13 protein-coding genes and 1 pseudogene are annotated in these 15,361 nt (G+C 45.1%); 9 read left to right on the forward strand and 5 right to left on the reverse strand.

The window, feature by feature from the left end:
• Nucleotides 1-110: 110 nt before the first annotated feature.
• Both AC04Q6_RS12585 and AC04Q6_RS12590 read left to right on the forward strand, forming a co-directional pair.
• Entirely contained in the window at nt 111-515 is a 405-nt protein-coding gene (locus AC04Q6_RS12585) for a hypothetical protein (protein WP_118061932.1), read from the forward strand.
• Nucleotides 516-612: 97 nt separating this feature from the next.
• Complete coding sequence (locus AC04Q6_RS12590; protein WP_118070943.1) at nt 613-1,353, forward strand: hypothetical protein; 741 nt, start codon at nt 613-615, stop codon at nt 1,351-1,353.
• A gap of 117 nt (nt 1,354-1,470) precedes the next feature.
• Here the strand turns inward: AC04Q6_RS12590 and AC04Q6_RS12595 are convergent, their stop codons facing one another.
• Nucleotides 1,471-2,850 carry an aldehyde dehydrogenase gene (locus AC04Q6_RS12595; protein ID WP_118070942.1) on the reverse strand — a complete coding sequence of 460 codons (1,380 nt, stop codon included), beginning with the start codon at nt 2,848-2,850 and terminating at the stop codon, nt 1,471-1,473.
• Nucleotides 2,851-2,993: 143 nt separating this feature from the next.
• Nucleotides 2,994-4,208 (reverse strand): iron-containing alcohol dehydrogenase, encoded by a 1,215-nt coding sequence (locus tag AC04Q6_RS12600; protein WP_118070941.1) that lies wholly within the window; start codon nt 4,206-4,208, stop codon nt 2,994-2,996.
• A gap of 241 nt (nt 4,209-4,449) precedes the next feature.
• Between AC04Q6_RS12600 and AC04Q6_RS12605 the strand changes: the two genes are divergently transcribed.
• Nucleotides 4,450-5,370, forward strand: coding sequence for an AraC family transcriptional regulator (locus AC04Q6_RS12605; protein ID WP_118061926.1), 921 nt, complete (start codon nt 4,450-4,452; stop codon nt 5,368-5,370).
• 138 nt (nt 5,371-5,508) lie between these two features.
• The gene (locus tag AC04Q6_RS12610; RefSeq protein WP_118070940.1) at nt 5,509-7,776 is read left to right on the forward strand and encodes a glycogen/starch/alpha-glucan phosphorylase; all 2,268 of its coding nucleotides are present in this window, start codon (nt 5,509-5,511) and stop codon (nt 7,774-7,776) included.
• A gap of 180 nt (nt 7,777-7,956) precedes the next feature.
• Here the strand turns inward: AC04Q6_RS12610 and nudC are convergent, their stop codons facing one another.
• Nucleotides 7,957-8,793 (reverse strand): NAD(+) diphosphatase, encoded by an 837-nt coding sequence (gene nudC / locus AC04Q6_RS12615; RefSeq protein ID WP_118061924.1) that lies wholly within the window; start codon nt 8,791-8,793, stop codon nt 7,957-7,959.
• Nucleotides 8,794-9,136: 343 nt separating this feature from the next.
• Between nudC and AC04Q6_RS12620 the strand changes: the two genes are divergently transcribed.
• From AC04Q6_RS12620 to AC04Q6_RS12640, 5 genes are all read left to right on the forward strand, one after another.
• On the forward strand, nt 9,137-9,862 hold the full coding sequence (locus AC04Q6_RS12620) for a TraX family protein (RefSeq protein ID WP_476389708.1): 726 nt from the start codon (nt 9,137-9,139) through the stop codon (nt 9,860-9,862).
• Between the two features lie 251 nt (nt 9,863-10,113).
• A complete protein-coding gene (locus AC04Q6_RS12625; protein ID WP_118071029.1) occupies nt 10,114-11,352 on the forward strand; it encodes an ammonium transporter in 1,239 nt (412 codons plus the stop codon).
• A 54-nt stretch (nt 11,353-11,406) separates the two neighbouring features.
• Nucleotides 11,407-11,766: a P-II family nitrogen regulator gene (locus AC04Q6_RS12630; RefSeq protein WP_015527276.1), complete on the forward strand. Its 360-nt coding sequence runs from the start codon at nt 11,407-11,409 to the stop codon at nt 11,764-11,766.
• A gap of 248 nt (nt 11,767-12,014) precedes the next feature.
• Complete coding sequence (locus AC04Q6_RS12635) at nt 12,015-12,827, forward strand: GTP pyrophosphokinase (protein WP_118070939.1); 813 nt, start codon at nt 12,015-12,017, stop codon at nt 12,825-12,827.
• Between the two features lie 47 nt (nt 12,828-12,874).
• Nucleotides 12,875-13,657, forward strand: coding sequence for an HAD-IIA family hydrolase (locus AC04Q6_RS12640; protein ID WP_118070938.1), 783 nt, complete (start codon nt 12,875-12,877; stop codon nt 13,655-13,657).
• A gap of 144 nt (nt 13,658-13,801) precedes the next feature.
• On the opposite strand, the pseudogene sdaAA reads toward AC04Q6_RS12640, so the two are convergent.
• Both sdaAA and sdaAB read right to left on the reverse strand, forming a co-directional pair.
• Nucleotides 13,802-14,670, reverse strand: a pseudogene (sdaAA, locus tag AC04Q6_RS12645) (L-serine ammonia-lyase, iron-sulfur-dependent, subunit alpha).
• Between the two features lie 20 nt (nt 14,671-14,690).
• Nucleotides 14,691-15,359 (reverse strand): L-serine ammonia-lyase, iron-sulfur-dependent subunit beta, encoded by a 669-nt coding sequence (gene sdaAB, locus AC04Q6_RS12650; protein ID WP_118070937.1) that lies wholly within the window; start codon nt 15,357-15,359, stop codon nt 14,691-14,693.
• Nucleotides 15,360-15,361 lie beyond the last annotated feature (2 nt).

Consider the following 15,361-nt stretch of genomic DNA (forward strand, 5'->3'; position numbering starts at 1 on the left):
TTATATTTTTTTCTAATCAAAACACAAAAAAAGTAAAACCCGGCTGGTTCCTCTCATCTGGTAATCTATAGTCACTTCAAAAAAATACCAACAGGTGGGAGGAAAAAAATATGAAGAAAACACAGATTTTTGCAGGGATTTTATGTTTGGGTATTACAGCGACACTGATGACAGGATGTGGAAAAAGCGGGACTGTTGTTTCAGATAAGGAAGATGACTGCATAGTTGTTGAACTTCCGGATGATTACGGAGTCAGAGATATTTTTAACATCGTGTCCAGCACGGAGATTTCTGTGAGCGCGATCAGTGATCCGACGGTGGCACAGTTTTATATGATCGGAAAACTGGAAGATGGAGGCAGTGTAGTATGGAGGTCCAAGGAAGAACAGACTTTTGTGTATACGGAAAAAGAAGTGAAAGGTGTGGAAGTCAGTCATTATGGCAATGAGCTGAGAGATAAAACCCCGATATCTCTTGAGGAATTTGATGAGATATGTGAGAGTAAAGAAGGATGAAGATCAAAAAAAGTAAAACCCGACTTTGACTATCCATCTGCTAATCTACAGACATATCAAAAAACACTAACGTGATTAGGAAAGGGAGGAAACACAAATGTTTATTATAGTGGATTTGGGAGCACTTATAATATTTCTGGCAATATTGGGAATTGGATTGGGGTATACGATCATCAGTAATATAGGTCCTATATTATTTATGATTACGTCCATAATCGCATTTTTGGGTGGAGGTTACATATTTTTTACCGGATTTACGAAGAAAACAATATCACACAAAATAGCAACCTGTGTAAATGGTTTAATGATCATGACCATTTTTATCTATGTATTATTTATGATTGATTCTGCAGCCTGGGGAGATAATCTCTCAAAAGGAAGTTATATAGTAATAGAACATTTTGACTTTCTGATGAAAAATATATTTTTTACATCATTAATTGTTGGTCTTGTTTTGATTGAGGTTGCGTTAATACCTGGACAGATAAAAGTACTAGCAGATATTACAAGCAAAAAGGGAGAAGCAATTTTGAATATCATTTCAATTTTTCTTGTAATTGCAATCTATGTTGCTACGTTTCAGATTACCGTAAAAGACAATTTTAATAACAATATAGGAGCTTTTGCGGAGTTAAATAATCCAAAATACGAAGTAATGCAGAATGTTGATATAAGAAATTATGATCTTCTCTTTGCAAAAACAGGAAGTTTTAAAGCCGGCACAAAATTATATAGTCATGGTAGCAGCATGGAGTACAAAGATACTGAATATGTAGAAGTTACAGATGGAAAACAATTGGGTTATGTACGGGCCGAGGCTTTGAAAACGTTATATTAAAAAAAGTAAAAACCGGTTCATTTCTCTCAGCGGGTAATCTGTAGTTACTTCAGAAAAATACTAAAAGGTGGGAGAAAAAAAGAGGACGATGCAGATATCATCGTCCTCTGTCTGTATCTATCGCATAAACATCCTCACCATCTTCTCATAAACCTTCCGATACTTCTGATACCGCATAGGAAGATCGATCCAGGTTTTCTTATCCACGATGCTCTTATAGTGCGAAAATGTCCGGAAGCCGTCGATGCCGTGGTAGGAGCCCATGCCGCTTTCACCGAAGCCGCCGAATCCCATATTGCTGGTTGCCAGATGGATGAGGACATCGTTGATACAGCCGCCGCCGAAACCGCAGCGGGAAGTTACTTCCCGGGAGGCTTTTTCGTCGCTGGTGAAGAGGTAGAGGGCCAGTGGATGAGCCATAGAGTTGATCTTTGCTACCGCGCTTCCCAGAGATTCGTAGGTGAGGACCGGAAGTACCGGTCCGAAGATCTCCTGCTGCATGACCGGATCGTCGAAAGTTACGTTATCAAGGATCGTTGGTTCGATCTGAAGTGTTTCACGGCTGGAACCGCCACCGCAGACGGTTTTGGCAGGATCGATCAGGCCGTTGATACGGTCGAAATGTTTTTCGTTGATGATCTTCCCGTAATCCCGGTTTTTCAGAGGTTCTTTGCCGTACTGGCGGCTGATCTGGCGGCGAAGTTCTGCAACCAGTGCGTCTTTGATCTCCGGGTCGCAGTAAATATAGTCCGGAGCCACGCAGGTCTGGCCGCAGTTTAAAAATTTGCCGAATACGATACGTTTGGCTGCAAGGCGGAGATTAGCAGTTTTATCCACGATGCAGGGACTTTTTCCTCCAAGTTCCAGTGTGACCGGGGTGAGATATTCGGAGGCTTTTTTCATGACTTCTTTTCCTACAGCCTGGCTTCCGGTGAAAAAGATGTAGTCAAAGTGCAGGCTGAGAAGGTGGGTATTTTCCGCGCGGCCGCCTGTAACAACGGATACATATCTGGGATCAAAACACTCATGGATCAGAAGGCGGATCACTTCGCTGGTTGCCGGAGAGTAGGCGCTTGGTTTCAGGATGGCGGTGTTTCCGGCTGCAATGGCATCGACCAGCGGTTCAATGGTGAGAAGGAACGGATAGTTCCATGGACTCATAATGAGAACGACGCCATAGGGAGATGGTTTGCGGAAACTGCGGGAGTGGAACTGTGCCAGCGGAGTTGGTACGGTTTCTTCTTTTGCGTAAGAGCGGATATTTTTCAACATATGTGTGATCTCGGAGAGCACCAGTCCGGTTTCACACATATAGCTCTCGAAATTGCTTTTTCCCAGGTCTTTTCGGAGAGCAGCATGGATCTGTGCTTCGTGTTTTCGGATGGAGGCACGGAGGCGTTTCAGGGCGCTGATACGGAAATCGAGATTTAAAGTTGCGCCGGAGTAGAAATACTGGCGCTGTTTTTCCAGAAGCTGGGTGATCTGTTCTTTTTCCATGGAATTTATGGTCCTTTCTGAAAAATCCTGCTTTGCCAAATATCAGAAGTTGTCTGAAAAGGATATATCTCGGAATATAAAATAAGGCATAAGCAGTGGTAGTGTTGTGAATGATATAGACGACGGATGGCGGATGAAAATACTCAGCAGCTGCCAGCCGGCGGCATCAGTCTGTAATACAGGGTTTCCAGTTCGCTGGCATCCATCAGCACAGGAACCGGATACAGAGGATTGGCTTCTTTGTCGGCATAATGGGCAAGTTCAGGGATGTCGGTTTCCTGGATTTCCGGAATATAGTCTCCGATGCCAAAACGCTTTTTCATATCTTTGACGGCATCAATGAACATACGGGAGGCAGTTTTATCGTCTTCATTTTTGTCACAGAGACCGGCAGCTACGGCCAGATTGCGGAGTTTATGGGTAATGCTGTCCCCATAAGTTTCCAGCACCATAGGCAGGATCACGGCATTGGCAAGTCCGTGAGGCACGTTATATTTTCCGCCGAGGGAATGGGCAACTGCGTGAACGTATCCGACATAGGATTTGGTGAAAGCACAGCCTGCAAAATAGGAAGCGCGGAGCATGTTCCGTCTTGCTTCAATATTCTGCCCGTCTGTGTAGGCGGTATCCAGATTTTCAAAGATCAGCCGGACTGCATCCAGAGCGTTTTTACGGGTGCCGGGGGTGGTAGAGTTTCCGATATAAGCTTCTACCGCATGAGTGAGAGCGTCCATTCCGGTAGTGGCGGTGATAAACGGCGGAAGGCTTAAGGTAACCTTCGGGTCAAGAACTGCGTACCGTGGGATCAGCGGAAAATCGTTGATGGCGTATTTATGGCGGGTCTTTGCATCGGTGATCACGGCTGCAAGTGTGGTCTCACTTCCGGTTCCTGCAGTTGTGGGGATGGCGATGAGAAGAGGAAGCTTTTTGTGGACCTTCAGGATTCCCTTCATCTGTGCCAGAGACTGGTGCGGTTTGGCAATGCGGGCTGCGGTAGCTTTTGCACAGTCCATGCTGGAACCGCCGCCAAAGCCGATGATCGCCTGGCAGTCGTTGTCCAGATACATATGAAGAGCCTCGTCCACATTGACGGTCGTGGGATTTGCTACGGTTTTGTCATAGATCTGGTAGGAAATGCAGTTTCGTTTCAGAGTCTGCTCCAGGCGTTCTGTAAGGCCAAGGCTTCGGATACCTGTGTCTGTGATGATCAGTACGTTGTTATAACCTCTTTTTTCCAGAACTTCCGGGATACCTCTGACGCTTCCGATGATCTTCGGATTGCGGTAAGGAAGTACGGGAAGTGCAAATTTAAAGATGTTCTGGAAAATACGGCAGTAAGCTTTTTTTAATGGATTCATGGCAGTTTTCATTCCTTTTAAAATCAAATTGTTTTATTCTAAACATTATATATAGCAGTTGGGATGGGAAAAGTCAAGATTCCGGTTTGTGGAAGTGGATTTTTGGCAGTCATAAAAAATAAAACAGGAAAATATAATATTGTCATGGCTGAAAATATCCGTTAGACTAAAAGCAGCCAAACAGAATTTAACCAAATAGCGAAGCGGATTGCGAATATCCGCTTGACTCACGGAGGAAATCATGCCAGGAACAGACATATCCGAAAAAAATCCGCTTCACGTATCCGAAGTGGATGATAATTTAAAAGAATTAAGTCCTCACGGTTCCTTTGAGCTGCCGGTGGAAACGTACACGGGAAACTGTGAGATCTTTCATGCACTGTATGATCACTGGCACAGTGAAATGGAGATCATGTATATTGAGAAAGGCAGCGGTTTTGCCAGACTGAACCGGGAGAGTATCCGACTGAAAAAAGGGGATATTCTGATCGTAAACTGCGGGGTTCTTCACAGTATGCGGACAGATTTAAACAATCCTCTCTATTATAAAAGTGTGGTGTTTGGACTTGGATTTCTGGCCGGGCAGCCGGGAGATATCTGCCAGGAATGTGTGGTATCCCCTCTGATGGAAAACAGGGCAGAATTCTGCCATCATATAGAAGAAGGAGATTCCGGGTATGAGAAGCTTAAGGAAATTTTTTTGGAGATCCATACCTGTCATACAGAGAAGAAACCATATTTTTATGTGAAGCTGAAAATGCTGTTCTTTGATTTCTTTTATGAAATGCTGACCAGGCATTATATTATTCCGGTAAGTACAGAGCAGAATAAAAGCCTTGCGGCAGTGAAGGAAGTTCTGGATCATATCAGCCTTCACTATCAGGAAAATCTTACAGTTTCGGAACTTTCCGGGCTTTCCAATTACAGTGAATATTATTTTATGAAGCTTTTTCGCCAGTATACGGGAAAAACTCTGGTGGAGTACATCAATGATTTCCGTATGGAGAAGGCAAAATATCTTCTGACCCATTCGGACGCACCGGTGACAGAGATTGCCATGAACGTGGGATTCAACAGTACAAGCTATTTTATCAAGAAATTCCAGCAGGCAAATGAGATTTCCCCACATAAGTACAGAAAGAGCATGGGACAGTCAGTCTGACAAATATCTTGCATATCATGACAGGATTGTTATATTTTTGCATCTTGATGCGTGATATCCTAATACCATCAAAAACAAAGCAAACAACCTTGTAAAAACACATTTCATCCCATAAAGATCCATGAAAGGAGATCAAAAATGGAAACGTTAAGCAAAGTATTCGAAGACAAATATAACAAAAATGTCAAAGACTGTACAAACGAGGAAATCTATCACGGACTTCTCTCCTGGACAAAGGAGCAGCTGAAAGGCCGCGGATATCAGGAAGGAAAAAAGAAGATTTATTATATTTCTGCAGAGTTCCTTATCGGAAAACTTCTCTCCAACAACCTGATCAATCTCAGTGTTTATGACGAAGTCGCAAGATATCTCAAAGAGAACGGCAAAGAACTTTCCATGATCGAGGAGATCGAGCCGGAGCCATCTCTTGGAAACGGCGGTCTTGGACGTCTGGCAGCCTGCTTCCTGGATTCCATCGCAACTCTGGGACTTCCGGGAGAAGGAATCGGACTTAATTATCACCTTGGACTTTTCAAACAGGAGTTCAAAGATCATCTTCAGTTTGAGACACCGAACCCGTGGATCGAGCCGGAGAGCTGGCTGACAGACGCAGGCGTTTCCTATTACGTACCGTTTAAAGGCTTTATGCTAAAATCCACACTGTATGATATTGATGTGGCAGGATATGAGAATAAGGCTATCAAGCTTCGTCTCTTTGATATTGATATTGCAGATGAGAGCATTGTAGGAGAGGGAATCTCTTTTGACAAAAAAGATCTTCTTCACAACCTGACTCTGTTCCTGTATCCGGATGACAGCGATGACGCCGGAAGAAAGCTTCGTATTTACCAGCAGTACTTCATGGTAAGCAATGCGGCACAGCTGATCCTGGATGAGGCGACTGCCAAAGGCTCCAACCTTCATGACCTTGCAGATTACGCAGTGATTCAGATCAACGATACACATCCGAGTATGGTAATTCCGGAGCTGATTCGCCTTCTCACAGAGCGTGGAATTGAGTTTGAGGAGGCCTGCGAGATCGTATCTCATGTATGCGCTTACACCAACCATACCATCCTTGCAGAGGCACTTGAGAAATGGCCGGTTTCCTATCTTGAGGAAGTAGTTCCGCACCTGATGCCGATCATCCGCAAACTGGATGAGCGTATCAAGGCAAAATACCCGCAGGAAAATCTTGCCATCATTGACAAGAATGACCTGGTCCACATGGCACATATGGACATCCATTACGGATTTTCCATCAATGGTGTTGCATCCCTTCATACAGACATCCTGAAGGAGACAGAGCTTCATCAGTTCTATGAGATTTATCCGGAGAAATTTAATAATAAGACAAATGGAATCACCTTCCGCAGATGGCTCCTTCACTGTAACCATCCGCTGACCGAGTACATCACATCCATGATCGGCGACGGCTTCCGCAAAGATTCCTTTGAGCTTGATAAAATGCTTGAATTTAAGGGAAATCAGGACGTTCTTGCAAATATCCTGAAGATCAAACAGGACGCAAAGAAGAGATGTGCAGAATTTATCAAGGCCAATACAGGCGAGGAGATCAACACACACAGTGTTTATGATATCCAGATCAAACGTCTCCATGAGTACAAACGTCAGCAGCTGAATGCACTTTATATCATCGACCGCTACCTGAAGATCAAAGCCGGCGAGAAGCCGCAGCGTCCGGTAACCTTTATCTTCGGTGCAAAAGCAGCTCCTGCATACATCATTGCAAAGGACATTATCCACCTGATCCTCTGCTTACAGGAACTTATCAACAATGATCCGGAAGTTTCTCCATACATGAAGGTTGTTATGGTGGAAAACTACAACGTAAGTGCAGCAGAGAAGCTGATCCCGGCCTGCGATATCTCCGAGCAGATTTCTCTTGCATCCAAAGAGGCCAGCGGAACCGGAAACATGAAGTTTATGCTCAACGGTGCGGTAACACTGGGAACCATGGATGGTGCAAACGTGGAGATCAGCCAGCTGGTAGGCAGGGAGAATATCTATATCTTCGGTGAGTCCAGTGAGCAGGTCATCAAGCACTATGAGAAAGCGGATTACTGTGCAAAAGATTTCTATGACAAAGATGAGCGCATCCGCCGTGCAGTAGATTTTATCGTAGGAAACGAGCTTCTTTCTATTGGAAGTGAGGAGCATTTAAGAAGACTGCATCATGAGATCGTAAGCAAGGACTGGTTCATGACACTTCTTGATTTCGAGGATTATGCGAAAGTAAAAGACCAGGCACTGTCCGATTATGAGGACAGAACCGCATGGGCAGAGAAGATGCTTGTGAACATCGGAAAAGCAGGATACTTCTCTTCAGACAGAACTATTGAAGAGTACAACAGAGATATCTGGCATCTGACAGCTGAGAAATAAAACAGTCTCAGCCAGATTGCTTCGGCGCGTATATAAAATAGAAAAATAGAAAATAAAAACACCGGCATTCATCGGAAATATGTACTGGGTCTGAGATGTCAGAGATGATCTGGCAACCCGGACAGGACATGTTACAGATGAATGACCGGTGTTTTTTATGAAATCAGATAAGTGGATGATTCAGGCTTTTCCATGCTTAAACGCCATCATCATTTCCTTGGTAAGGCTGATATTGTCACCCTCATCCGGAATATCTTCCCGGTTGAACCAGGAGGCCATGGAAAGTTCGCTGTGGTCTACAGTCAGAGTATCATCGCCGTCCAGGTCGCAGTAGAAGCCGAACAGAAGGGTTCCGGAGAAGGACCATGGCTGGCTCTTGTAGTAGCGGAGATTTTTGACCTTTACGCCGATCTCTTCCATAACTTCACGGTGAACGGTCTCCTCGATGGTCTCACCAATCTCCGCAAAGCCTGCGATCATGGCGTAGCGGGTGTGGTTTCGGCCTTCATATTTGGAGAGTATCAGCTTGTCGCCGTTGGTAACTCCTACGATCACAGCCGGAGAAAGTACCGGATATTCTCCGTTTCCGCAGGCAGGGCAGATCATCTTGCGCTCCGCCTTGTCATGTACCATGGGTTTACCGCAGCAGCCGCAGAAACGACGTTTGCTGTACCACTGGAAAAGCTGGTATCCGGTAATTCCCGCGAAGGCCAGATACTGTGGTTCAGCTGTGCGGAGTACGCGTGTGATCTCAAACTGATATCCGGGAAGAAGACTGGTATCCAGATCCGGGATCAGGTAAAAATGTTCTTCGTCAACAGAGAAGAGATAGATATAATTCTCATAAAGATGATCAATTTTTCCTTCCAGTTCTCCAAAACTTGGAAGAGTCATGGTCTCGCCGTCTTTTTTCATAAGGATCTTGCCTTCTTCGTAGGCGAGGATGTGGCTTGTTTTATCCGGGGCCACAGGCTTGTATTCATTGTGATAGGTATGCGGTGCGATATCCTGGATCATGATCGATAATTCCTTTCCGAATTCATTGTCTGGCAGTGTTCACGGATGATGCTGCCATGAAAAATAAAACATGCTTCCTACAGTATAAGCTTACATCACAAAAAAGGCAACGTCCTTTTCTTAAGGATTTTCGTAATATCAATAGAGAGAATGTAATGTCTGTCTGGAATGGCAGATATTATGGAAAAAATGTATCCGGGCTGGCAAAATCACATAAATCAGTTGCCTGGGGTTCAGGGGAAGTGTAAGATAGAGATATTACATTGTGCAGAATAAGCGAAGAGGCGGACGGACTTTATACCGGGTGTACCGCGGATATATTTCTGCACAGAAGGAGAATATTATGCTAACAACAGAAAAGCCGGGCCTGACCCGGGATGCCATTAAATATCTGGTGATTTTTACCATGCTTCTGAACCATATCGCCAACGTGCTTCTGCCGGAAAATACGATCCTGTGGGAAGTTCTGGTGGATATCGGGTATTTTACAGCCATTACCATGTGCTATTTTCTGGTGGAGGGATTTTATTATACCCATTCCCGGAGAAAATATGGCGAAAGACTTCTGATCTTTGCCGGAATCTCTCAGGTTCCTTATACGATGGCCTTCGGATATTCCCAATTGAACATGATCTTTACATTATTTATCTGCTTCATGATCCTGGTGATCCAGGAAAAAATGATGGCAAGTCCGTGGAGGATTCCTCTGCTGATCCTGCTTCTTTTGCTGTCCGTTTTTTCGGACTGGGCGATCCTGGCACCGGTTTTTACCATCTGGTTTTATGCAGGATGGGGGAACCGGAAGAGAATGATAACCGCTTATGGAGTCGGTGCTGTACTTTTTGTGCTGTTTAATTATGGTTCCTATGCGGAAAAAATGGCAGCCGGACCGGCAATGGTACATGCGTTACTGTCTGCAGCAGGAATTGTGGCGTCGGGAATCATCATCCTGAACTTCTACAATGGAAAAAAATCTGAAAAAGCACCGAAGTTTTCGAAATGGTTTTTCTATATTTTTTATCCGGCACATCTTCTGATCCTGAGCATAGTACGGATTATAGTACAGTAATATACATAAGAGAACAGGTAACGAATATCTGCCTCACTTATGCATAACCGGATAGATTGCCGAAAATAAAACTCATATCCGTATAAAACATAGTAATTCTGTAAGAAAACAGAAAAATAGAGAAAAAACTCTTGAAAACCGAAAAATTATCTGCTATGCTAACTGACATGACAAAGGCGTCTGGAAATTAAGTTTCCAGGCGCTTTTTGCGTTGCAGAAATAATGTGAGGGAATCGAGGAGGAAATGGATGATGAATGCAGGAGATACTGGCTTTATGCTGATCTGTACAGCCTTTGTGTTCTTTATGACACCTGGGCTTGCGTTTTTCTACGGAGGACTGGTCCGCAGAAAAAATGTGGTAAATACCATGATGGCCTGTGGGGCGATCATGGGGCTGTCCGTTGTTATGTGGACATTGTTTGGATATTCGCTGGCATTTGGCGGAAACCATGGAGGGATTATCGGAGACCTGAGATGGTTTGCGCTGAATGGTGTTGGCTGGGAGCCGGGACCTTATGCAGATACGATCCCGCATCTGGTATTTGTAGCGTTCCAGATGATGTTTGCCATGATCACACCGGCACTGATCACTGGCGCTGTGGTTGGAAGAATGCGTTTTAAGGCGCTGTTTTTCTTTGTGGCGATCTGGTCTTTGATCGTGTATTATCCGATGGCACATATGGTCTGGGGAGACGGCGGATTTCTGGCAGCCATTGGCTCTGTGGATTTTGCAGGTGGAAATGTGGTACACATCAGTTCCGGTGTCAGTGCACTGGTTCTTGCCATTTATCTGGGGCAGAGACGTGGCTATGCAAAGGCAACCTATCGTACACATAACATTCCCTTTGTATTTCTTGGGTCGGCCATGCTGTGGTTTGGATGGTTTGGTTTTAATGCGGGAAGTGCACTGAAAGCAGACGGTCTTGCAGCGCATGCTTTTATGACCAGCAGTATTTCTTCTGCCTGTGCACTTCTGACATGGATGCTGATCGAGGTGATCCGTGAGGGAAAACCCACACTGGTTGGTGTCTCCACAGGTCTTGTAATTGGTCTGGTAGCGATCACACCGGGGGCTGGTTTTGTACCGGTGTGGGCATCCTTTATCATTGGAATCCTGGTAAGTCCGATCTGTTACTTTACCGTAATTCTGCTGAAGCAGAAACTGAAAATTGACGATGCGCTGGATGCTTTTGGCTGCCATGGTATCGGTGGTATCTGGGGAGGAATCGCCACGGGACTTTTTGGAAAATCTTCTATTAATTCCGTTGCAAAATGGGATGGCCTGGTGTTTGGGGACTACCGGCTGTTTCTGGCACAGGTATTAAGTATTGTGATCACCATTGCGGTTGCCATTGTGGGAACGCTGATCTGTATCGGAATCGTGCGGATCTTTACACCGCTTCGTGTAGATCCGAAGGAAGAACTGGTTGGTCTGGATGCATCCCAGCATGGAGAAAATGCATATCCGTCATTCAATGGATTTGACTGATCATGACAGAAAGATTTTCTATAGCAATGATCGTGTGAAAATGGAGGAAATCGTATGCTTATAAAAATAGAAGCAATTGTAAGAGAAGAAAAAATGGAAGATGTCAAAGCTGCGTTAAATGAGATCCAGGTAAACGGTTTTACAGTAACCCAGATCATGGGCTGCGGAACACAGCGTGGTTACACAGAGTATGTCCGGGGGTCCAAGATTGATGTATTTTTGAAACCGAAGATTAAATTTGAAATTGTAGTATCATCGGAAGACTGGGAGATCAAAGTTATCGATGCCGTACAGAAAGCAGCCTTTACCGGCGATCCCGGAGATGGCAAGATATTCAGCTATGAGATCCGTAATGCTGTCCGTATCCGTACCGGCGAGACCGGATACGATGCGCTGCAGTCGGAATTTCTGTAAATTGTTTTAGTCAAGCGGATATTCGCGATCCGCTTCACTATTTGCCTGATTCGGTTAAAATAAAATCATGTATGAAAAAATCCTTCGGGAAGTCACGGGTATATCAGCAGATAGGATCCTGAGACTTTTCGGAGGATTTTTTACCACAGATTTAACAATAGCCTTACGCTGATTTGATGAAAAATATCATGTGTTCGGTATAATATATAAGATGTACACGAAAACTGAAAATAACAGATAAGGCAAAAATGACAAAAAAGAAATCAAAGAAAAAAATAAGTAAAAAACAGAAATCCATGAAAGAAGGATTCACACAGGCCAAAGAGGAACAGGAGAAGGAAAATCCCCAAAAGTATGATCCGGCTCAGAAAACCGGGCAGGACAGAGTTTCGGATCCCGTGGAACCGGAAATTCAGAGACTGGCAGCAGAAAAAACAGCAGCCATTGCAAGCTACATCAAAGATCCGGACTACCGTCTCCGCTGCAAGGCAGCCATTGATATCCTTATGGCAAAACTGAAGATGATCAATGCAGAACTTTCCGGGCAGAAAAAACGTACGGTGATCAGTCAGGTCACCAGCCGGATCAAAAGTGCGGAGAGTATTTATGCAAAACTTCTGAAAAAAGGACTGGAACCGGATTTTGAGACTGCCAGGAAAAATCTGAAAGATCTCATCGGCATCCGCGTGGTCTGTCCTTTTGAGGATGAACTTTACCAGGTGGCAGAATTCTTGGAAATGCAGAAAGATATCGAAATCATCCGGATCAAGGACTATATCAGAAATCCCAAGAAAAACGGCTACAAAAGCCTACATCTCATCGTAAAAGTTCCAATCTATTCTGCGGAAGGCGAGCAGAAAGAACTGGTGGAAATACAGCTTCGGACCATTGCAATGGATTACTGGTCTGTGTTAGAATATGAATTGTATTATAAAAAAAGAGACAATGCGGAAATTGAAGCAGAATTAAAAAAATATGCAGAAGAAATTGCAAATCTGGATTACAGAATGCTGAAATTGCGAAATAAGATCGAGAAGATCGGATACAAAGAAATGAATTAAGCAGCGGATCCAGACTGCGAATATCCGCATCAGACAGGGAGGAATTTATGGAAACATTAAGATCCAAAAAAGGATTTATCTGTGATATGGATGGCGTGATCTACCACGGAAACAAGCTCCTCGACGGAGTAAAGGAATTCGTGGAATGGCTTCAGAGAGAAGACAAGAGTTTTCTGTTTCTTACCAATGCAAGCAGCCGTTCCCCAAGAGAACTTCGCGAGAAGCTTCTCCGCATGGGACTGGACGTCGGGGAAGAGCATTTTTATACCAGCGCTCTTGCAACTGCAAAATTCCTGCAGAGCCAGGCACCTGGGTGCAGCGCTTATGTGATCGGAGATCATGGCCTTTACAATGCATTGTATGATGCAGGAATCACTATCGATGATGTTTCCCCGGACTATGTGGTTGTAGGTGAGACTACCACATACGGATATGAACATATCTTACGTGCCATGAACCTGGTAAACAAGGGAGCCAAGCTGATCGCAACCAACACAGATATCACAGGCCCTATCGAAGGCGGGATCGCACCGGCCTGCCGTGCATTTGTAGCACCGATCGAAGCTACTACAGGCAAACAGGCATACTACGTCGGCAAACCAAACCCTCTGATGATGCGTACCGGACTTCGTATCCTGGGCGTACATTCCAATGAAGCCGTGATGATCGGTGACCGTATGGATACCGATGTGATCGCCGGTATTGAGACAGGCCTTGACACAGTTCTTGTACTTTCCGGTGTATCCACAAGAGAAACTGTAGATAAGTTCCCATACAGACCGAGACTGATCCTGAATGGAGTGGGAGATATCCCGGTGCTGGAGAAATAAAAGATATTTACACATGAAATTATAAATTAGGATTTATAAAAAAGAAAACGGAGAATTCCTGGAAAAAGAAGTTCGGGAATTCTCCGTTTTGTTGTTTGAGTCATTTCAGTCGGGCTCTGTTTATTATGGGTTATACTCTGTTGATCAGCTGCAAAGATGACACTTCTCACAGGCAGACGGTGTGGCTGCACAACCGCCGAGAGCAGTTTCACGAAGCTCTGCAGGAAGCTTTTTGCCTACGGTATACATGGCATCGATCATCTCATCCAGAGGGATGAATTGGGTGATACCGGCCAAAGACATTTCGGCTGCGATAAGGGCATTGGAAACACCGGCTGCATTACGGTTCTGGCAGGGATATTCCACCAGGCCGCCTACCGGGTCACATACAAGACCGAGCATATTCATAAGAACGGTGGAAGCCGCATAGGTACACTGCAGCGGAGTGCCGCCAAGAAGTTCCACAGCAGCAGAAGCAGCCATTGCGGAAGCGATTCCGACCTCAGCCTGACATCCGCCAACAGCACCGGCAACTGTGGCGTTTCGCATGGCAAGATAGCCGATCGCGCCTGCATTAAATAGTGCCTGGCGGATTTTTTTATCGGAAAAGCCGTAGACCTCCTGAAGTGCAAGCATCATTCCGGGAACGATCCCGGCACTGCCGGCAGTAGGAGAGGCAACGATAAGTCCCATGGAAGCGTTGGTCTCAAGGGTTGCCATAGCGTAGGTGATACCCTTTCCGAGAACATTTCCGCACAGGCTTTTTCCCAGGTCATGAAATTCGCAGAGCTTTCGGGCTTCACCGCCGATCAGTCCGCCCATAGATATCACCGGATCTTTGATGGGGAAAAAGCAGCATCCTTCATGATCTCCAGAACACGGTCCATGCGCTGGTCCACGATTTCAGCAGTGGTTTCACCGAGAAGGATCTCACGCTGGCGCATTACTTCGGAAATCGGAAGCTTTTTTTTCTGGCAGAGAGCAAGAAGTTCCTTGGCATTTTTGAAATCCATAAAACACATCCTCCTTTTCCCTACATCTGAACAACCATGACATCATGGATGTTGGTGTTCCGGTGAATGCTTTCTACGATATCTTCCGGGAGATGACCGTCGGATTCCACGATCGTATAGGCTGTGGTTCCTTTGGATTCACGGAAGAGGCGCATGAAGGCAATGTTAATGTTACGTTCACTTAAGCATCTGGTGATGTAGGCCACAACACCGGGAGTATCCTGATGGATCACGATGATGGCACTGTATTCGCCGGTGAAATCCACTTTCACGTGGTTGATCTCCACAATACGGACCTTGCCGCCGCCCAGCGATTCCCCCCGGACTGTCATTTCCTGTCCCTGGTCATTGACCATGTGGATATCGACAGTGTTGGGATGGACATCGGTTTCTGTTTCATTTGGAGTAAAGGAATAGTCGATCCCCTGTTCCCTGGCAATGTCAAAAGAATTCCGTATACGCATGTCATCTGTGGAAAAGCCCATGATCCCGCCAAGGAGGGCACGGTCTGTACCGTGTCCTTTGTATGTTCTGGCAAAGGAACCGTAAAGGGTGAACTCCACTTTTTTCAGGGGCGGCATGATCATTTTCTGGGCAAGGAAAGCGATCCGCGCCGCACCTGCGGTATGAGAACTGGAAGGACCGATCATATTCGGGCCCATAACGTCAAATACACTGATAAAAGACATTT

It is taken from the genome of Blautia sp. HA9023, assembly GCF_056504095.1.

Bases quoted from the DNA above. Each gene is read 5' to 3' on its own strand.
- AC04Q6_RS12585 (WP_118061932.1), top strand. From the start codon at position 111: ATGAAGAAAACACAGATTTTTGCAGGGATTTTATGTTTGGGTATTACA.
- AC04Q6_RS12590 (WP_118070943.1), top strand. From the start codon at position 613: ATGTTTATTATAGTGGATTTGGGAGCACTTATAATATTTCTGGCAATA.
- AC04Q6_RS12595 (WP_118070942.1), bottom strand. From the start codon at position 2,850: ATGGAAAAAGAACAGATCACCCAGCTTCTGGAAAAACAGCGCCAGTAT.
- AC04Q6_RS12600 (WP_118070941.1), bottom strand. From the start codon at position 4,208: ATGAATCCATTAAAAAAAGCTTACTGCCGTATTTTCCAGAACATCTTT.
- AC04Q6_RS12605 (WP_118061926.1), top strand. From the start codon at position 4,450: ATGCCAGGAACAGACATATCCGAAAAAAATCCGCTTCACGTATCCGAA.
- AC04Q6_RS12610 (WP_118070940.1), top strand. From the start codon at position 5,509: ATGGAAACGTTAAGCAAAGTATTCGAAGACAAATATAACAAAAATGTC.
- nudC (WP_118061924.1), bottom strand. From the start codon at position 8,793: ATGATCCAGGATATCGCACCGCATACCTATCACAATGAATACAAGCCT.
- AC04Q6_RS12620 (WP_476389708.1), top strand. From the start codon at position 9,137: ATGCTAACAACAGAAAAGCCGGGCCTGACCCGGGATGCCATTAAATAT.
- AC04Q6_RS12625 (WP_118071029.1), top strand. From the start codon at position 10,114: ATGAATGCAGGAGATACTGGCTTTATGCTGATCTGTACAGCCTTTGTG.
- AC04Q6_RS12630 (WP_015527276.1), top strand. From the start codon at position 11,407: ATGCTTATAAAAATAGAAGCAATTGTAAGAGAAGAAAAAATGGAAGAT.
- AC04Q6_RS12635 (WP_118070939.1), top strand. From the start codon at position 12,015: ATGACAAAAAAGAAATCAAAGAAAAAAATAAGTAAAAAACAGAAATCC.
- AC04Q6_RS12640 (WP_118070938.1), top strand. From the start codon at position 12,875: ATGGAAACATTAAGATCCAAAAAAGGATTTATCTGTGATATGGATGGC.
- sdaAB (WP_118070937.1), bottom strand. From the start codon at position 15,359: ATGTCTTTTATCAGTGTATTTGACGTTATGGGCCCGAATATGATCGGT.